Source organism: Firmicutes bacterium HGW-Firmicutes-1 (assembly GCA_002841625.1).
Classification (GTDB): Bacteria; Bacillota; Clostridia; order Lachnospirales; family Vallitaleaceae; genus HGW-1.
Window position 1 is genome coordinate 165,664 of sequence record PHAG01000002.1, and the last position, 18,830, is coordinate 184,493.

At 33.0% G+C, this 18,830-nt stretch carries 18 protein-coding genes and 1 pseudogene; 18 read left to right on the forward strand and 1 reads right to left on the reverse strand.

Annotated elements, in window-relative coordinates; translation table 11 throughout:
- Window positions 1–22 precede the first annotated feature (22 nt).
- The 15 genes from CVU84_02830 (at window position 23) to CVU84_02900 (ending at window position 16,280) form a co-directional block, all read left to right on the forward strand.
- Window positions 23–457 carry a hypothetical protein gene (locus tag CVU84_02830; protein PKM95755.1) on the forward strand — a complete coding sequence of 145 codons (435 nt, stop codon included), beginning with the start codon at window positions 23–25 and terminating at the stop codon, window positions 455–457.
- Between the two features lie 110 nt (window positions 458–567).
- Window positions 568–1,380, forward strand: coding sequence for a M23 family peptidase (locus tag CVU84_02835; GenBank protein ID PKM95756.1), 813 nt, complete (start codon window positions 568–570; stop codon window positions 1,378–1,380).
- Between the two features lie 118 nt (window positions 1,381–1,498).
- A complete protein-coding gene (locus CVU84_02840; GenBank protein ID PKM95757.1) occupies window positions 1,499–2,308 on the forward strand; it encodes a GTP pyrophosphokinase in 810 nt (269 codons plus the stop codon).
- A gap of 27 nt (window positions 2,309–2,335) precedes the next feature.
- Entirely contained in the window at window positions 2,336–3,028 is a 693-nt protein-coding gene (locus tag CVU84_02845; protein PKM96111.1) for a serine/threonine protein phosphatase, read from the forward strand.
- 86 nt (window positions 3,029–3,114) lie between these two features.
- The gene (locus CVU84_02850) at window positions 3,115–4,461 is read left to right on the forward strand and encodes an SAM-dependent methyltransferase (protein PKM95758.1); all 1,347 of its coding nucleotides are present in this window, start codon (window positions 3,115–3,117) and stop codon (window positions 4,459–4,461) included.
- Between the two features lie 23 nt (window positions 4,462–4,484).
- Window positions 4,485–5,171, forward strand: coding sequence for an HAD family hydrolase (locus tag CVU84_02855; protein ID PKM96112.1), 687 nt, complete (start codon window positions 4,485–4,487; stop codon window positions 5,169–5,171).
- Window positions 5,146–7,065: a YgiQ family radical SAM protein gene (locus CVU84_02860; GenBank protein PKM96113.1), complete on the forward strand. Its 1,920-nt coding sequence runs from the start codon at window positions 5,146–5,148 to the stop codon at window positions 7,063–7,065. Before CVU84_02855 ends, CVU84_02860 begins: the two co-directional genes overlap by 26 nt.
- Window positions 7,066–7,108: 43 nt before the next feature.
- A complete protein-coding gene (locus CVU84_02865; GenBank protein PKM95759.1) occupies window positions 7,109–7,861 on the forward strand; it encodes a short-chain dehydrogenase in 753 nt (250 codons plus the stop codon).
- A 271-nt stretch (window positions 7,862–8,132) separates the two neighbouring features.
- Complete coding sequence (gene recA / locus CVU84_02870) at window positions 8,133–9,191, forward strand: recombinase RecA (GenBank protein ID PKM95760.1); 1,059 nt, start codon at window positions 8,133–8,135, stop codon at window positions 9,189–9,191.
- Between the two features lie 314 nt (window positions 9,192–9,505).
- A complete protein-coding gene (locus CVU84_02875; protein ID PKM95761.1) occupies window positions 9,506–10,117 on the forward strand; it encodes a hypothetical protein in 612 nt (203 codons plus the stop codon).
- 155 nt (window positions 10,118–10,272) lie between these two features.
- Complete coding sequence (rny, locus tag CVU84_02880) at window positions 10,273–11,829, forward strand: ribonuclease Y (GenBank protein ID PKM96114.1); 1,557 nt, start codon at window positions 10,273–10,275, stop codon at window positions 11,827–11,829.
- Window positions 11,830–12,038: 209 nt separating this feature from the next.
- Window positions 12,039–13,229 (forward strand): aspartate aminotransferase, encoded by a 1,191-nt coding sequence (locus CVU84_02885; GenBank protein ID PKM95762.1) that lies wholly within the window; start codon window positions 12,039–12,041, stop codon window positions 13,227–13,229.
- Between the two features lie 188 nt (window positions 13,230–13,417).
- Window positions 13,418–14,851: an adenylosuccinate lyase gene (locus CVU84_02890; protein ID PKM95763.1), complete on the forward strand. Its 1,434-nt coding sequence runs from the start codon at window positions 13,418–13,420 to the stop codon at window positions 14,849–14,851.
- A gap of 38 nt (window positions 14,852–14,889) precedes the next feature.
- Window positions 14,890–15,690, forward strand: a complete 801-nt coding sequence (locus CVU84_02895) for a pyrroline-5-carboxylate reductase (GenBank protein PKM95764.1) — start codon at window positions 14,890–14,892, stop codon at window positions 15,688–15,690.
- A gap of 50 nt (window positions 15,691–15,740) precedes the next feature.
- Window positions 15,741–16,280 carry an NUDIX hydrolase gene (locus CVU84_02900; GenBank protein ID PKM95765.1) on the forward strand — a complete coding sequence of 180 codons (540 nt, stop codon included), beginning with the start codon at window positions 15,741–15,743 and terminating at the stop codon, window positions 16,278–16,280.
- 275 nt (window positions 16,281–16,555) lie between these two features.
- Here the strand turns inward: CVU84_02900 and CVU84_02905 are convergent.
- Window positions 16,556–16,666 (reverse strand): annotated as a pseudogene (locus CVU84_02905) (peptidase).
- A 109-nt stretch (window positions 16,667–16,775) separates the two neighbouring features.
- Here CVU84_02905 and CVU84_02910 point away from each other — a divergent pair.
- The 3 genes from CVU84_02910 to CVU84_02920 all read left to right on the forward strand — a co-directional run bounded on the left by CVU84_02910 (window position 16,776) and on the right by CVU84_02920 (window position 18,721).
- A complete protein-coding gene (locus tag CVU84_02910) occupies window positions 16,776–17,024 on the forward strand; it encodes a hypothetical protein (GenBank protein PKM95766.1) in 249 nt (82 codons plus the stop codon).
- A 120-nt stretch (window positions 17,025–17,144) separates the two neighbouring features.
- Complete coding sequence (locus CVU84_02915) at window positions 17,145–17,762, forward strand: hypothetical protein (GenBank protein PKM95767.1); 618 nt, start codon at window positions 17,145–17,147, stop codon at window positions 17,760–17,762.
- A gap of 68 nt (window positions 17,763–17,830) precedes the next feature.
- A complete protein-coding gene (locus CVU84_02920) occupies window positions 17,831–18,721 on the forward strand; it encodes a site-specific tyrosine recombinase XerD (protein PKM96115.1) in 891 nt (296 codons plus the stop codon).
- Window positions 18,722–18,830: the final 109 nt, after the last annotated feature.

Here is an 18,830-nt window from a genome sequence, read left to right on the forward strand (position 1 = left end):
AAGAAGTAAGGGAGAAGTTATTATGCAGTATTTAAAAAGATTACTTTCACTACTATTGTTGGTGTCATTAGCTTTGATTAATAACTGGGTAAGACCTAATGTAAGTACAAGTTTTTCAGTGCATACAATACTTTATTGTGTGATTAATATTTTACTTGTTTTAGGGATAATTGTAGCGTACAATTTATCCAAGCACGTAACTAAAAATATGATTGTCATCATAGTCGATTCAGTGATTTTGATTATGCTATTCATAATTTCTTTCCTGCCACAAATAGATATGGTTTTGGGCGATGTATTGAATAATCAGTTTAAGATATCACTCAAAGACATTAATTTTATTTATTATATGCAATTCATTTTTGGGTATTGGGCTATTACATACGTTATGATACTCAAAAACATTAATATAAAACGTGGAAATGTGATTAGTTCAATTAGATATATGGGTCCATAAATACTACGGATATTACACTCTCTTAGGGGGGTGTTTTTTTGTAAAGATAGTTTTGCATAAGCAAACATATTCTAGAGTAAAATAGTAAAAACTATTCTATTGGAAAACCTATGGAAAAAAATCTAATTAGATTATTTGTGCTCATATTTATGTTGGCTTTTTTAATTGATCGTGCGCTTATTAGCTTTTTCTATGTTGAAATACCTATCGAAAAAAAATCAGCACTTGTAAATTATGAAAAGTTTTGCAAGATGGATATCACAGGGGAAGCGCTCATAAATATTAAGTCTTTTTGTGAAAAAAACAAAATTGACTTTTCTACATATTTATCTTCATATATGGTTGAGCATGATTACAGTGTTGATGGTCTTGAAGGCGAGTTAAAAAGATTAGGTGATAGAAATACCCCAAACCTCGAATTAAAGCACTTATACCATATGGTATTTGCTGATATTGAATGCTTTCCTATACTTTGTGAGAATGAGGAAGATAAAAAAAGATATACTTATGTTGATTCTTATCTTGCAGAGAGAACTTATGGTGGAGACAGGAAGCATATGGGAACTGATATCATGGATAATGAAAATGAAAGTGGTTATTTTAAAATTGTAAGTATGACAGATGGAATTGTAGAAAATGTAGGATGGTTAGAGTTGGGTGGATATAGAATTGGCATCCGTTCAAATAGTGGTACATATTTTTATTATGCCCATTTAGCAGGGTATGTAGAAGGATTAAAGGAGGGAGATAACGTAGTTGCTGAACAATTACTTGGTTATATGGGAAGTACGGGGTATGGTGAGGAAGGAACCGATGATCAATTTGATGTACATTTGCATTTGGGCATTTGTCTAGTAGAAGAGGGAAAAGAGGAATTATGGGTAAATCCATTTTCTATTTTAAAAATGGTTGATACAAAATAAGGATAGATCCATTTTTAAATGTATCAAAATAAAAACAATTGTGATATAATATTTATGTATGCTTTTACAAGAAATTATGGAAGCTACATATATTATTGGGTGTATAGGAGATTGGTGAATGGAAATACAGATGTGGAGAGAAATACTTATTCCGTACCAACAAGCAGTTAGTGAGCTAGAAGTTAAATTTTCGAGTATTGTAAATGAAAATATTAAGCTTGGTAAGCATTCCCCGATTGAACTTGTAACGGGAAGAGTAAAGAAAATTGCAAGTATTTTAGAAAAGATGAACAAAAAAAACATTCCACTTAGTAGGATTGAAGAAGAAATTGAAGATATAGCAGGTATTAGAATTATTTGTCAATTTGTTGAAGACATCGATATTGTTGTTGACCTTATAAGAAGCCGTAGTGACCTTGAAATTAAGTATGAAAAGGATTATATTTCTAATTCAAAAGAAAGTGGATATAAGAGCTATCATATTATTGTTTATTACGAGGTACATACAGCACTTGGTAAGAAAAGAATCCAAGCAGAAATTCAAATTAGAACACTCGCTATGAATTTTTGGGCAACGATTGAACATTCGTTGAAATACAAATACAAAAGGAATATTCCAATTAACATTAAGGAAAGACTTATCCAAGCCGCTGAAGCAGCGCATAAGTTAGATCAAGAGATGTCAAAAATTCGCAGTGAAATATTAGACGCTCAAGATACCTTTCAATATAAGTCGAGTGTGATAGCTGATATTTTGAACAACATTCAAAATATTAGCAAGGTGAGCAATAATAGCAATGAAATTCACTTGATCCAAGAAGAATTCTATAAGCTTTGGGAAGAAGGAAGCTTAGAAAATCTTGTGGTTTTTAGTAAGAAATTAGATATTATTGCTGAGAAGCATAAGGTACAGTGTTTAAACTACTAATTACTACATAGATTGGGATTGGTGACTATTTTGATTTATGCAATTGGGGATTTACACCTGGGTTTTTCCACGAATAAGGAAATGGATGTTTTTGGAAAGCATTGGGTTAAACATTATGAAAAAATTAAAAAAAGTTGGATTTCATCAGTAAAAGACAATGACTTAGTACTTATTGCTGGAGATACTTCATGGGCAATGTCCCTTGATGAAGCGAAAGTTGATATTGATTTCTTAAAGGAGCTTCCTGGTAGGAAGCTTTTAGTAAGAGGAAATCATGATTATTGGTGGCAATCCTTAACAAAAATGAAAAAGCAGTATATAGATACGAATATAAGCTTTTTGCAAAATGATAGCTTTGTTTATGAAGATATCGTTATCTGTGGCACAAGAGGTTGGGTATGCCCATGCGATAAGGGATATACGTTTGAAGACGAAAAAATATATATTAGAGAAATACAAAGATTAAAGCTTTCATTAGATCAGGATAGAGGTAATCATAATAAAATAGTTATGATGCACTATCCTCCAATGAATGAACAATTAGAACCCTCTGGATTTACTTCTCTTTTTCAGGAGTATGGTATCAAGAAAGTAATATATGGACATGTTCATGGAGAAGAAAGCTTTAAGTGTGCTCCCCAGGGAGTAATTGATGGAGTTGATTATCAATTAGTATCTGCTGATTTTTTGAACTTTCAGTTGTATTTACTCGAGTTGTAAATATTTCATAATATCTATAACATCTCAATGGTCAAATCAAACATGCCTGAAATGATAATATTATTGTTATAATGAAAGGACATTCAATGACACTTCCAGAACAGTATAAAAACAAAATGAAGACTTTACTTGAAGATAATTATGAGGCCTACATAGCCTCATTCGATAAAGTGCATTATCAAGGTTTAAGAAGTAACGATATTAAAATAGATCCAAGTACCTTTTTAAAAATTGCACCCTTTCAGCTTGAACCAATTGTATGGGCAGATAATGGGTTTTATTATTCTAATGAAGAAAAGCCTGCAAAGCATCCTTATTATCATGCAGGTTTATTTTATATTCAAGAGCCTAGTGCTATGGTTCCTGCCTCAATATTACCGATTCAAAAAGGAGATAAGGTATTGGATTTATGTGCTGCTCCAGGGGGAAAGAGTACCCAAATTGGTGCAAGACTTGGTAATACTGGATTATTGGTAAGCAACGATATTAGTCCTTCAAGAGCGAAAGCAATCGTAAAAAATATTGAACTTTTTGGTATAAGAAATGCAATCGTTTTAAGTGAAGCACCTGATAAGCTAGTTGGATATTTTGAAGGTTTTTTTGATAAAGTTCTAGTGGATGCTCCTTGTTCAGGTGAGGGTATGTTTAGAAAGGATTCATCTATGGTAAAAAACTGGCTCGAATACGGAGTATCCTATTATGAAGCTATTCAAAAGGAAATTCTTCCTTCGGCGGCTAAGATGCTAAAGCCAAATGGATATATGGCATATTCTACATGTACTTTTTCAAGTGAAGAAAATGAAAAAATGATAGAATGGTTTTTGAATACCAATTCCAATTTTGAACTAGTGGATATTGAGTCTATAGATGGTTTTGAAAATGGTAGAGAAGGTCTTACACAAACAAAAAGGCTGTGGCCTCATAAAATTAAAGGTGAAGGACACTTTGTAGCCTTACTTCATAAAATAGATGATAACCCAACTAGTAAATATAGACCCTTTTCCTTTGAAAAAACAAATGAGAAGCAACTTTCTTCTTATTTAGATTTTGAAAAGGATGTTTTGAGTTGTACATTAGATAAGAATAGAATGATTATTATCCAGGACAAACTTTATCTCTTGCCGGAGCATACTCCGGATTTAAAAGGTCTTAGAATTCAAAGGAGTGGGTGGTATTTAGGAGAGTTTAAAAATTATCGATTTGAACCTTCACAAGCATTTGCAAGTGGACTTTATTTTGAAGAGATAAAAAAATTGATTACTATACCTGTTGTTGACCATAATGTGATAAAATATCTTAAAGGAGAGTCTTTGAATCTTGATGCTCCTGAAGGTTATAATATGGTTTGTGTAGACGATTACCCACTTGGTTGGGCTAAAAAAACAGGAAACATATTAAAAAATAAATATTGTGCAGGTTGGAGATGGCAATAATTATTAAAATGAAAGGAGACAATATGTTAAAAAATATTGAAGCAGTATTATTTGATTTAGACGGAACTTTAATCGATTCCATGTGGTTATGGAAAACGATAGATATAGAATATTTGAAAAAATTTGACATTGAATTTCCAGATGATTTCCAAGATGAAATTGAAGGTATGAGCTTTACAGAAACAGCACAGTTTTTTAAAGAACGCTTTAACTTGCCAGTCGAAGTGGATTCAATTAAGCAAGATTGGAATGAAATGGCAGGTGAGTATTATAGAAATAGAGTGCCTTTAAAGGAATGTGTCCAAGAATTTTTGGAGTATCTTCTTAAAAACGAATATAAAATAGGTATTGGTTCTAGTAATTCAATAGAGCTTGTGGGAATGATTGTAGATAAATTTAGCTTAAGAGGGCATTTTGGCTCTATTAGAACAAGCTGTGAAGTGAATAAAGGAAAGCCACATCCAGATATTTATTTGAAGGTGGCGCAGGACTTAGGTGTTAAACCAGAAAATTGCCTTGTTTTTGAAGACGTACCTGCTGGAATTATGGCTGCAAAAAATGCTGGAATGAAGGTATGTGCTATATATGATGATTTTTCTAAAAATATTATAGATGAAATTAAAGCTTTAGCAGATTACTTTATTGATGGCTACACTGACATATTAAAGATTATTGAGGATGATAATAATGAAAAAGTTTTTGCCAATTAGTATTGAAGATATAAAAGAACGTGGATGGGATAGACCAGATTTTGTTTTTGTAACAGGGGATGCATATGTTGATCACCCTTCCTTTGGAGTAGCCATTATTAGTAGAGTGTTAGAAAGTTTTGGTTATAAGGTGGCAATTCTAGCACAGCCAAACTGGAAGGATACAGAAGATATTCAAAAGTTTGGAGAACCTAGGTTGGGATTTTTAGTTACTGCAGGAAACATTGATTCAATGGTGAATCATTATACAGTAGCAAAGAAAAAAAGAACAAACGATGCATATACACCTGGTGGAGAAGCAGGCAAAAGACCAGATCATGCTACGGTAGTATATTGCAACTTAATAAGACAGGTTTACAAGGATACGCCAATTATTATAGGTGGAATAGAAGCAAGCTTAAGAAGAATGGCTCATTATGATTATTGGAGCGATTCAGTAAAAAGATCCATACTGCTTGATTCGCAAGCAGATTTGCTCTTATATGGAATGGGAGAGAAAAGTATAGTAGAAGTTGCCGAGGCTCTTTCTTCAGGAATTTCAGTTCAAGATATTACCTATATTGCTGGAACTGTTTATAAAACGAGTTCATTAGAGAGTCTATATGATTATATTGTATTGCCTACTTATAACGATATAAAAGGTGATAAAAAGAAATTTGCTAATAGCTTTAAAATTCAATATGAGAATACGGATTTTGCTACTGGTAAAGTACTGGTTGAAGGCTATGGCGATAAACTATTTGTTGTGCAAAATACTGCACAAAATCCATTAACTCAACCAGAGTTAGACAATGTATATGCCCTTGATTATATGAGAGACTATCATCCTATATATGAAGAACAAGGTGGCATAGCAGCTATTGAGGAAGTTAAATATAGCTTAATTAGCAATCGTGGGTGCTTTGGAGGCTGTAACTTTTGTGCACTTACTTTTCATCAAGGAAGAGTGCTTCAGAGCAGAAGCCATAAGTCTATTGTTACAGAAGCTGAGCAATTTATTTGGGATAAGGATTTCAAAGGCTATATCCATGATGTTGGAGGTCCAACGGCCAACTTTAGACACACCTCCTGCGAGAAGCAAATGGAGTCAGGTGTATGTAAGAACAAGCAATGTCTATTCCCAGAACCATGTAAAAATTTAAAAGTGGATCATAGCGATTATCTTAAATTACTCACTGAACTTAGAGGCTTATCTAATGTGAAAAAGGTGTTTGTTAGATCAGGCATTCGTTTTGATTATTTAATTCAAGACAAAGACGATCGTTTTTTTAATGAGCTATGTAAACATCATATTAGCGGTCAATTAAAGGTAGCTCCAGAGCACGTATCAAATAAAGTGTTAAATCATATGGGTAAACCAGAACATAAGGTCTATGAGCGATTTGTGAAAAAATACAAACAAATTAATGATACATTAGGAATGAAACAATTTTTAGTTCCTTATTTAATGTCAAGTCATCCAGGTTCTGATTTGAATTGTGCCATTGAACTTGCGTTGTACCTTAGAGACATTGGACATATACCTCAACAGGTTCAGGATTTTTATCCAACACCTTCTACCATTTCTACGTGTATGTATTATACCGAACGAGATCCATTAACGATGCAAAAGATTTATGTGCCAAAATCATCACATGATAAAGCAATGCAAAGAGCACTTATTCAATATAAAAATCCAAAGAATTATCATTTAGTTCATGAAGCACTGACTAAAGCTGGTCGTGAAGATTTGATTGGTTTTGATAAGAAATGCTTAATTCGACCACAAACAGGTGGAAGAGGTAAGTTTAATGCTTCAAATGCAGCACAAGGTTCTTCATTTAAGAAAAATGATGAACCAGTGATTCATTATAAGAAAAGAACGATTAGGAACGTCCACAAAAAGAAAAGCTAAATATAAAATATGAATAAACAATGATTGATTGGAGGCTTTTTATATGAAAAACATTGCAGTCATTACAGGTGCTTCTTCAGGTATGGGAAAGAAATTTGTTGAAACCATATGCGAAAGCCAACAAACTTTTGATGAAATATGGTTGGTTGCTAGAAGACGTGAACCAATGGAAAAATTAGCAAACCAGTATCAAGAATATAAATTCAAAATTCTCCCACTTGATTTAGCTTCTAAAGATGTTTACGCTACGTATGAAGATGAATTGAAGAAAGAAGATGCTAATATTAATCTGCTTATTAACAATGCAGGCCTGGGAAAAACGGGTGCTTTTCATAGGGTTGACCTGGAGTATTATATGAACATGATCGAGGTTAATATTAAAGCACTTACTGCTTTTACACATATTAGTTTAAAGTATATGAAAAAGGGTAGCAAAATAGTCAATATGGCATCTATTGCTGGATTTGCACCACAACCTTACTTTAATGTTTATGCTGCTTCAAAAGCGTATGTGATTAGCTTTTCAAGAGCTCTACGATTTGAATTAAAAGAAAGAGGCATTAAAGTGCTTACGGTATGTCCCGGCCCTGTTGATACGGAATTTTTGGATGTTTCAGGTCCAGTTAATTCATTGAAGAAAGGATTTTTTGAAGAAGCAGATGCTGTTGTTAAAAAAGCCTTAAGAGATTTGAATAGAGGAAAAGAAATTTCTATTTGTGGCTATAAAATGAAGACATTAAGCGTTTTTATGAAGATTTTGCCTCATCATATAATCATGAGGTTTATGAAAGAATAAAAATTTTGTTTTGTATGCTGATAGCATACCAAAAAATACATTTAACCTGTTAAGATAGTTTGTGTAGCGTAATTTTAACCGAATGCGGAGGTTTTGTAACATTGACGAGCAGCAGGGTAGTTATCAAAGTTTTTAGTACACCGTTTCATAAAAGTTGAAAGGTTAATTGAAAAAAACTGTTGACACAGAACAAGGGTTCGTATATAATAAATACAAACAGGCGTTCGAATAATTCGAGAAGGGGGCACCTAGGATATCTAGGTACATAATCATGAAGGAAGATAAAACTCAGGCTTTAACAGCTGCCATAGCGCAGATTGAAAGGACTTACGGAAAAGGTTCAATTATGAAATTAGGAGACTCAGGTAATCATTTCAATGTTGAAACAGTGCCTACAGGCTCTATTAGCTTAGATATTGCTTTAGGTGCTGGAGGTCTTCCAAGAGGAAGAATTGTTGAAATATATGGACCTGAATCAAGTGGTAAGACAACAGTTGCATTACATATGCTTGCAGAAATTCAGAAACTAGGTGGAATAGCCGGCTTCGTTGATGCAGAACATGCGCTTGATCCAGTTTATGCTAAAAAAATTGGTGTTGATATCGATAATTTATATATCTCTCAACCAGACAACGGAGAGCAAGCATTAGAGATTACAGAAACAATGGTGAGATCAGGAGCAATAGATATTGTTATTGTTGACTCTGTTGCAGCCTTGGTACCTAGAGCTGAAATTGAAGGTGATATGGGTGATTCTCATATGGGATTACAAGCAAGACTTATGTCCCAAGCACTTAGAAAATTAACAGGTATCATTAATAAGTCCAATTGTATCGTTATATTTATTAACCAGTTACGTGAAAAGGTAGGGGTTATGTTTGGTAGCCCAGAGACAACTACTGGTGGACGTGCCTTGAAATTTTATGCTTCAATAAGATTAGATGTAAGACGTATAGAAACCTTAAAGCAAAATTCAGAAATGATTGGTAATAGAGTAAAGGTTAAGGTAGCTAAGAATAAAATTGCGCCACCTTTTAAAGAAGCAGAATTTGATATTATGTTTGGAGAAGGTATTTCTAGAGAAGGAGATATTCTGGATTTAGCAGCAAAAAACGAAATAGTTCAAAAAAGTGGTGCTTGGTTTTCTTTTAAAGAAACTAGATTAGGTCAAGGAAGAGAAAATACCAAGGAATATTTAAAAAACAACCCTGAATTATTAAGCGAAATTGAGAAGCTCGTTAGAGATTTTTTTGGGCTTGAGACAAAGTCTTCACTCCAAACTAGAGGTTCAGGAGAAGAAACTACGGTAAAAGCTAAGAAAGAAAAATAATGTGTATGAGTAGCTAGGGGTGTGAATCCCTAGCTTTTTTGATCCAGTAGGAAAGTTCTACTTTCCACGAAGCATAGAACAAAGCGTTAGATAGCATAAATTATTACGTAACGCGCTGAGCTTTGTTCTTTACTAGGAAAGTTCTGCATAAGTAATTTGAAAAGCGACAGAGATGAAACGAGGATTTTTAACTCGGCGCAGCCGATTTTCTTGTATATAGAAAAGTTTTGTATAAGCAGTTGAAAAAAGAGATAGATAGGTAACAAGGCTTTTAGCTCATTGCAGCCTTAAATTCCACGATTGGATGTGAGCCATTGAAGATAACTAGACTTGATAAGGATAACAAGAAATTTAGAGTTTATATAGACGAGGAATATGCATTTTGCCTATTTTATAAAGAATTGAAAAGATTCAATATTGAAATAGAAGGTGAAATAACAGAAGATTGCCTTGAGAGGATTCATCAAGAAGTAATTATCAAAAGAGGAATACAGTATATTTATCATCTGTTAGCTAAAAAAGCATATACATATTATGAATTAGAACAAAAAATGCAAAAGGCTGGTTATATAAATGTCATAATAGAGACAGTACTCGACAAATTTTTAGTGAAGGGGTTTATCGATGATCTAAGTTATGCAAAAAGATATATTGAAAGCCATCATAGAAATAAAAGCAATACTCAGATGATATACAACTTAAAAAACAAAGGTATCAAAATGAATACTATACAAATAGCGTTAGAAGAATTAGGTTTAGATGAAGTTGAAGCTGCTAAAAAGGTTATATTAAGAAGATTAAAAGGAAATGAAGAATTAACCTCTTTAGAACAAAATAAGCTTTTTAAATACATGTTAAATAAAGGCTATAAGATGGACACAATTAAATCAGTACTACGCTCTTTGAACAAAAAAAAAGGCGAATAATTGGTTATTATGTCAAGTTTTTTAAAAAACCTCATATATGGCTTGACATAATATTTAAAAAAGTATAAAATTTATATGTTGTGTTATATAAATATGTACAATGAAAATTAAATAAAGAGGAGGTGTTATCAATGCCAACACCAATAGCTATAATTATGTCTATACCAGCACCAGTAGCTATTCTACTTGTTGCCGCTGTAATTATATTTCCTGTGATTGGTTTTTTTACTGGGATTGCCTATAGAAAGAAAGTGTCAGAAGCTCAATATGGATCTGCCGAACAAAAGGCTAGAAAAATAGTTGACGATGCGATTAAAGAAGGCGAAAACATTAAAAAAGAAGCTCGCTTTGAGATAAAAGAAGAGATTTTTAAAACTCGTAATGATGTTGAAAAAGAGCTTAAAGAGCGCAGAAATGAAATGCAACGACTTGAAAGAAGAATACTTCAAAAAGAGGAAGCTATTGATAAAAAAACAGAATCACTTGAAAAGAAAGAGAGTCAATTGATTTTGAAAGAACAAACCCTAAATCAAGACAAAGAAAATGTTGAGCAATTGAAACAGCAACACCTATCAGAACTTGAAAAAATTTCTGGTCTCACCTCTGAACAAGCAAAGGAATACCTTTTAAAATTAGTCGAAGAAGATGTTAAACATGAAACAGCAGTAATGATTAAAGAAATAGAACAAAAAGCTAAGGAAGAAGCCAATAAACGCGCAAGAGAAGTATTGTGTATTGCTATACAAAAATGCGCAGCAGACCATGTTGCTGAAACAACAGTATCTGTAGTTTCTCTCCCTAACGATGAAATGAAGGGAAGAATCATTGGTAGAGAAGGTCGAAATATTCGTACCTTAGAAACACTAACGGGAATTGATTTAATTATTGATGACACTCCAGAAGCCGTAATTTTATCTGGATTTGATCCAGTTAGAAGAGAAGTAGCAAGGATAGCTTTAGAAAAACTTATTGTAGATGGCAGAATTCATCCTGCTCGAATTGAAGAAATGGTAGAAAAAGCTAAACGCGAAGTAGAACAAATGATTCGCGAAGAAGGTGAAAACGCTACATTTGATACGGGAGTTCATGGTCTTCATTCTGAACTTATTAGACTACTAGGAAAAATGAAGTTTAGAACTAGTTATGGTCAAAATGTATTAAAACATTCAATCGAAGTATCATTGTTAAGTGGATTGATCGCTGGAGAAATCGGCGTAGATGTTCGCATGGCAAAACGTGCAGGTCTGTTACATGACATTGGTAAAGCAGTGGATCATGAAATGGAAGGATCACATATATCAATAGGAGCTGAATTGTGTAGAAAGCATAAGGAATCTCCAATTATTATCAATGCAGTTGAAGCACATCATGGCGATGTAGAGCCAACTTCACTTATTGCAATCATAGTTCAAGCAGCAGATTCTATTTCAGCAGCTAGACCAGGTGCAAGAAGAGAAACGTTAGAAACTTATATTCAAAGACTGCATAAACTAGAAGAAATTGCCGACCAATTTAAAGGTGTAGAAAAATCATTTGCTATTCAAGCAGGTAGAGAAATTAGAATTATGGTAATACCAGATCAAACAAGTGATGAAGAAACGGTATTATTAGCGAGGGATGTTGCTAAACAGATTGAAAATGAACTGGAATATCCAGGGCAAATAAAAGTTAACGTAATTAGAGAAACTAGAGCAATAGAATATGCAAAATAAAAAATGGCGTGATATGCTAAATATCACGCTTTTTTAATTGTGTATGACCAATGTTTTTGATAAAAATATTTTTAAATCTTGCATATGAAGGTCTATTATCTTCATAATACGTGCAATAATTACTAATTAGTGAATAAAAGAAAAATTAAACTTGCAAAACAATAGCTATTATATTACAATAACAGTATATTATTAAGGATGGTGGAACTATGAATTTATCTAACAAAGCAAAACAAATTAAACCTTCATCTACATTGGCAATTACTGCTAAAGCCAATCAGATGAAAACAGAAGGTATTGATGTAGTTGGTTTTGGAGCTGGCGAACCTGATTTCGATACTCCTAACCATATAAAAGAAGCTGCCATCGCAGCAATTCATGCTGGCTTCACAAAATATACACCGGTAGCGGGAACAGTAGAATTAAAAACTGCTATCTGTAAAAAATTTAAAGAAGACAATGGTCTCGAATATAAACCAAGTCAGATCGTTGTAAGCAATGGTGCAAAGCATTCACTAACGAACGCGTTTATGGCTATTTTAAATGCTGGTGATGAAGTAATTATTCCAGCACCATTTTGGTTAAGTTATCCAGATATGGTTGCATTAGCTGATGGTGTTCCAGTAATCATTAAGACAACAGAAGAAACAAACTATAAACTAACATTAGAACAATTGCAAAATGCTTTAACTTCAAAAACAAAAGCGATTATTGTTAATAGTCCAAGCAATCCTACAGGAATGGTTTATTCCAAAGAAGAGCTTCAAATGATTGCTGATTTTGCTGTGGAAAATGATATTTTAGTTATTTCAGATGAAATATATGAGAAGTTACTTTATGATGATGAAAAGCATTACAGTATTGCTCAGCTGGGTGAAGAAATATTTAAGCGTACAATCGTAGTGAATGGTGTATCAAAAAGCTATTCCATGACTGGATGGAGAATTGGATATACTGCTTCTACAGAAGAAATTGCAAAGCTTATGTCAAATATTCAAAGCCACGCGGCTTCAAACCCTAATTCCATTGCACAGAAAGCTGCGGTTGCTGCAATAGCAGGTCCACAAGAATGTGTTGAGGTAATGCGAGTAGAGTTCGATACGAGAAGAGAATATATGGTAGAACGTGTCAATGCAATGCCGGGTATTTCTTGTAAAGTTCCGAAGGGTGCATTTTATGTGTTCATTAATGTATCTTCGGTATTTGGTAAATCCTACAATGGAACTGTAATTAATTCTGCAAGTGATTTTGCAGCATGTATTCTTGAAGGTCAAGTAGCAGTAATTCCATGTGAGGATTTTGGGTTTGATACTCATATAAGAATATCCTATGCTATATCACTTGAAAGCATCAAAAAAGGCTTAGATCGATTAGAAACATTTGTTGAATCATTGGTATAAGAAACTTAATAAAATTAAGTAAGTGTGTGAAATTGCACCCTTTATGTTTACACTGTTGCATTGGTGTCAACACGAGGGTGCATTTCATATTATCCCACTTTTTATATTTACTTTTAATGTATTTATGCTATAATAAACTGTAATTAAATGTCAGTATGTGAATAAACCGTTTGAAAGGATGAATATAAATGAATAATGAAATTTATCAAACGCCATTAGGGGAAAGATATGCAAGTAAAGAAATGCTTTATCTTTTTTCACCTAATAAAAAGTTTAAAACTTGGAGAAAGCTGTGGATTGCACTTGCTGAAGCTGAAAAAAGCTTGGGCCTTGATATTAGTCAAGAGCAAATTGAAGAATTAAAGAAATATGCAAATGATATCAATTATGATGTTGCAAAAGCGAAAGAAAAGGAAGTACGACATGATGTTATGGCGCATATTCACGCATATGGAGAACAAGCTAAGTCTGCAAAACCAATCATTCATCTTGGAGCAACGAGTTGTTATGTTGGAGATAATACAGATGTTATAATCATGATTGAAGCTCTTGAGCTAATCAAAGAAAAAGTATTAAATGTAATGGATAAATTAGCAAGCTTTGCTATGGAATATAAAGATTTACCTACTCTTGGATTTACGCATTTTCAAGCTGCCCAACTTACTACAGTTGGCAAAAGAGCATGTTTATGGTTAGAAGATTTATGGATGGATTTCCAAGATATTGAGCATCAATTAAGCAAAAAGATGTTATTGGGTGTGAAAGGTACAACAGGAACGCAAGCGACATTTTTAACCTTGTTTGATGGAGATCATGATAAGGTTAAGCAATTAGATGACCTTGTTGCTGAAAAGTTTGGTTTCAAAGCGTCTTTTCCTGTTACCGGTCAAACGTATCCAAGAAAACTTGACTCACAAATGTTGAATGTACTTAGTGGTATTGCTCAATCAGCATATAAATTTAGCAATGATATTAGATTGCTTCAAAACCTTAAGGAAATTGAAGAACCATTTGAAAAAAGTCAAATCGGTTCATCTGCTATGGCCTACAAAAGAAATCCAATGAGAAGTGAGAGAATATCTTCTCTTGCAAGACACGTTATATGTAATGCACTAAATCCTGCAATTACTGCTTCGACACAATGGTTTGAAAGAACACTTGATGATAGTGCTAATAAACGATTGGCAATTCCAGAAGCGTTCTTAGCAGTTGATGCTATATTAGAAATATACATGAATGTTGTAGATGGCTTAGTAGTATATCCTAAGGTAATTAGACAGCGCATTATGAGCGAACTGCCATTTATGGCTACTGAAGTTATACTAATGGAAGGCGTTAGAAGAGGTGGAGATCGACAAGATTTACACGAGCGAATAAGAGTTCATTCAATGGAGGCTGGAAAACTTGTCAAAGAAGAAGGCTTACCAAATGACCTGATTTCTAGAATTTTGGCAGATGAAAATTTCAAAATGTCTGAAGAAGAGGTGCTCCTTATCCTTGAACCAGAAAACTTTATTGGTAGAGCACCTGAACAGGTTGAAGATTTCATAAAGGATTATATAAGAGAAATATTAGAAAACAATACGAATATCTTAGGAAAATCTGCAGAATTATCTGTGTAACCAATAACATGCATCCTATTTAAAGGGGGATTTCTCAAATGAAAAAAATTGGATTTATTGGTGTTGGAAATATGGGGTTGCCGATGATGAAGGGTGCAATTCAAGCTTTTGGTAATCAAGATATTTTATATACTGATGTGAATGAAGACAGATTAAGATATGTGGAAAATGTATTGAACATTCCTTATTTAACTTCAAATGAACAATGTATTGTTCAATCAGATATGATTGTTTTGGCTATTAAACCACAATTTTTAAAAGATGCCTTAGAAAAACTTAAGGGAAATAATCTGAATGATAAAATATTTATTTCAATAGCACCAGGAATCCACATTTCGAAAATCAAAGAGATTCTTGGTGAAGATATTAGAGTTGTTCGAGCAATGCCTAATACTCCGGCTATGGTATTGGCTGGTATGAGTGCAATTTGTTTTTCATCGGATCGCTATACAGATGATGATAGAGATTTTATATTTCAGTTTTTTAATTCCTTTGGTGAAACAGTAGAGCTTAACGAAAAACAATTGGATATGGTAGTTCCTGTTTCTGGAAGCTCACCGGCATATGTTTATATGTTAATTGAAGCAATGGCAGATGCAGGAGTTCTTTTTGGACTTCCACGAGATGTTGCTTATAAATTAGCGGCCCAATCGGTATATGGTTCGGCTAAAATGGTGCTTGAAACAGGAGAACATCCAGGTGCTTTAAAAGATGCGGTTTGCTCGCCAGGTGGCACTACAATTGAAGCCGTGAGTAGTTTAGAGCGTACAGGCTTCAGAAGTTCAATTATTGAGGCTATGAAGGTTTGTTATGAAAAGACACTCTCCTTTAGCAAGTAAATAGATCTTAAAATCTATGTAATAAAAAATTTATTGAAGAGGTGACGTTAATGGCTGATACAATTAAAAAGTTAAGTCAAACAGAGATATATAAGGGCGTTCGAGTTCATTTGGTAACAGAAAGAATTTTGTTGCCAAATGGTAAAGAAACCGATTGGGAATTGATTCTTCATCCAGGAGCAGCAGCAGTAGTACCAGTAGATGATGAAGGAAAAATTATCATGGTTAGGCAATATAGAAATGCATCCAATAGCTATACTTTAGAAATACCAGCGGGTGTTTTTGATTCACCTAATGAAGATCCTAAAGAATGTGCCGCGCGAGAGTTGGAAGAAGAAATAGGCTATAGCTCAAACAACATTGAATTTTTATTTAACTTTTATTCGGCTATAGGTATTTGTAATGAGATTATTAATGTTTTCGTTGCAAAAAATCTTATTCAAAGTAAACAAAATCTTGATGAAGATGAGTTTATAACATTGGAAAGATATACAGTGGATGAATTGGTTCAGATGATTATAAATGGTGAAATAAAAGATAATAAATCAATATCTTCGATATTATTATACAAAGAGAAATTTGGATTATAGGCGATAGCTTATAGTCCTTTTTTTAAGCAGGAGTATATTAACTAACAGGGGAACAACCATGTAAAGATTTGTTTGAATTATTGTTTTATTATTGTTGAAATGCAACTATTAAAATGGTAAAATTAGGATGTTATGATGTAAATTAGTTTTAATATTATGATAAAGGAGAAACGACACATGAAGAAGATTGTAACATTACTCTTATTAGTACTATCACTTGCTATGTTTACCTTTGTTGGTTGTTCTTTTGATGGCTTCGGTGACAAGGATAGCAAGGTTGAAAAAGACGAAGACGAAGATGAAGACGAAGATGAAGACGAAGATGAAGACGAAGATAATGAAGATGATGAAGATGAAGACGAGGACGACGAGGACGAGGACGAAGACACCAACAATGAAAGTAGTGCAACTGTAGAACCTTATGGGTTTACTGCTACCTTTGATCCAAATCTAGAACCAGAAGATACTGTAGATAGCTATAGCCCGTCTGATACAATGTACTATGTTGTAATAGCAGGAGGCTTCCCAGCAGGTAGTTCTATTCATCAAGTTTGGGAGTATTTAGAAGATGGAAGTATTGTTGAAGGTGATCTTAATATACCAACAGATGTTGTATACAATTATCTAGGATTTAATCTAACTCCAGATGGTGAACTTCCAATTGGAGAATATATTGTTACATTAACATGGACAGTTGATGGTGTTGATGGTAAATTGGTTTCTGATATCATAGAAGTTAAATAAAAATTACATAAAAGTAGCTTTCTAGAAACTAGAGAGCTGCTTTTTTTTGGAAATAAATTGTAATAAATCTATTTTTTTGCGCATATATTGGAATATCAATTAACGACAGGAGAAACAAATATGCTAAAGAAAATAAAGATCAATAAATTTACAGAAGTACAAATACAATTGTTTTTCTTTATGGTTTTTATATGTATTGGGGCTTTGTATGCTAATCTAAATGTAAGTAAGCATATGGATGATTATAATTTGATATTTGATTTTTTCAATAATAAAATGGCTAGTCCTATTATTGTCAAAACGGATCTCTTTGAGTTTCTTCTTGTTAGCAGAATGAAAATATTACTTGGCCTTTGGATTATTGGGTTTGTTTTATTTGCATCTTATATTGATTATATAATTAGTGGATTTTTTGGATTTAATTTTGGATTAATTTTATCTTCCGCATTAATTTATAATGGTTTTAACAGTTTTAATTTAATTATCGTTCTACTTCTTCCTCAATGTATTATTTATGCACCAATATTTATTTATATAACTTCAAAGAATGTGGAATTTTCAAAGGCACTATATAGAAATAGAAAAACAAGTAAATCTCTCAAATTGAGTGGACAACTATTATTTGAGTATTTCCTTGTACTAGTAATATGTTCTGTCTTTACATTAATAGGAATTACTCTCGAGGCTTATGTGAATCCTGATTTAATTAAATGGTATATTTCCATAAAAAGTTTTTAAAATTAATCGACTTTTTGGTAAATATGGATTATAATGGTGTTACATCTTTGCGAAAAGGAAAATATATCATGGAAAAATCTACTCAAGAATTTCTGGTTTATCTACAACATACAAAGGGTGCTTCTATCAATACAATACAATCATATAAGAGAGACTTGAAAAATTTAGTATGCTATTTAACTAAGAATAGTTTAAGAGATCTTAAAAAGATTACTTCAACGCAGTTAAATGCTTATTTTATCGAATTAGAAAAAGAGGGACGAGCTACTTCTACGATTTCAAGAAATGTTGCCTCAATTCATTCTTTTTTTCAGTTTTTGGTTAAAAGCGGTATGATTGATAATGATCCTAGCGAGGTAATTAGCGCACCCAAAATTGATAGGAAGATGCCAAAAACATTATCACTTGAAGAAGTTGATCTACTATTAAATCAACCTTTTGATACTGATAACAAAGGCATTCGTGATAAAGCAATGCTTGAACTCTTGTATGCAACAGGAATTCGTGTTTCAGAATTGATTAATCTTAAAGAAACTGATATAAATATTCCAATGGGCTACATCATATGCTCTGATAAAAATAACAATAAGGAACGAGTCATTCCTATGGGGAATGTCGCTCAATATGCCCTTAGTAATTATATTAAGACCTCTAGAGCAGCCATGGTTAAGAACCCAGAAGAAGAGATGTTATTTGTAAATTGCTTAGGTTCATCAATGAGTCGGCAAGGCTTTTGGAAAATCATTAAGAGCTATGCAAACAAAGCAAATATTAATAAGATCATTACACCACACATTTTGAGACATTCTTTTGCTAGTCATTTAGTAGAAAATGGTGCTGACCTTAGGTCGGTTCAAGAAATGCTAGGACATTCAGATATATCTACGACTCAAGTATATGCAAAAATGAATAATTATAAGTTAAAGGAAGTCTATGCTAGGGCACATCCTAGAGCTTAATATGCAAAAAGAGTATTTATATTAATATAGATGCTCTTTTTTAGCTTAACAATGCACCGTTTTAAAGTGTAACTACACCTATTTTAATGCATTCAATTTAACTAAATAG

What these genes read in the sequence shown, in the direction of transcription:
- CVU84_02830 (PKM95755.1), top strand. Translation starts at nt 23, where the DNA reads ATGCAGTATTTAAAAAGATTACTTTCACTACTATTGTTGGTGTCATTA.
- CVU84_02835 (PKM95756.1), top strand. Translation starts at nt 568, where the DNA reads ATGGAAAAAAATCTAATTAGATTATTTGTGCTCATATTTATGTTGGCT.
- CVU84_02840 (PKM95757.1), top strand. Translation starts at nt 1,499, where the DNA reads ATGGAAATACAGATGTGGAGAGAAATACTTATTCCGTACCAACAAGCA.
- CVU84_02850 (PKM95758.1), top strand. Translation starts at nt 3,115, where the DNA reads ATGACACTTCCAGAACAGTATAAAAACAAAATGAAGACTTTACTTGAA.
- CVU84_02855 (PKM96112.1), top strand. Translation starts at nt 4,485, where the DNA reads ATGTTAAAAAATATTGAAGCAGTATTATTTGATTTAGACGGAACTTTA.
- CVU84_02865 (PKM95759.1), top strand. Translation starts at nt 7,109, where the DNA reads ATGAAAAACATTGCAGTCATTACAGGTGCTTCTTCAGGTATGGGAAAG.
- recA (PKM95760.1), top strand. Translation starts at nt 8,133, where the DNA reads ATGAAGGAAGATAAAACTCAGGCTTTAACAGCTGCCATAGCGCAGATT.
- rny (PKM96114.1), top strand. Translation starts at nt 10,273, where the DNA reads ATGTCTATACCAGCACCAGTAGCTATTCTACTTGTTGCCGCTGTAATT.
- CVU84_02885 (PKM95762.1), top strand. Translation starts at nt 12,039, where the DNA reads ATGAATTTATCTAACAAAGCAAAACAAATTAAACCTTCATCTACATTG.
- CVU84_02890 (PKM95763.1), top strand. Translation starts at nt 13,418, where the DNA reads ATGAATAATGAAATTTATCAAACGCCATTAGGGGAAAGATATGCAAGT.
- CVU84_02895 (PKM95764.1), top strand. Translation starts at nt 14,890, where the DNA reads ATGAAAAAAATTGGATTTATTGGTGTTGGAAATATGGGGTTGCCGATG.
- CVU84_02900 (PKM95765.1), top strand. Translation starts at nt 15,741, where the DNA reads ATGGCTGATACAATTAAAAAGTTAAGTCAAACAGAGATATATAAGGGC.
- CVU84_02910 (PKM95766.1), top strand. Translation starts at nt 16,776, where the DNA reads ATGTACTATGTTGTAATAGCAGGAGGCTTCCCAGCAGGTAGTTCTATT.
- CVU84_02915 (PKM95767.1), top strand. Translation starts at nt 17,145, where the DNA reads ATGCTAAAGAAAATAAAGATCAATAAATTTACAGAAGTACAAATACAA.
- CVU84_02920 (PKM96115.1), top strand. Translation starts at nt 17,831, where the DNA reads ATGGAAAAATCTACTCAAGAATTTCTGGTTTATCTACAACATACAAAG.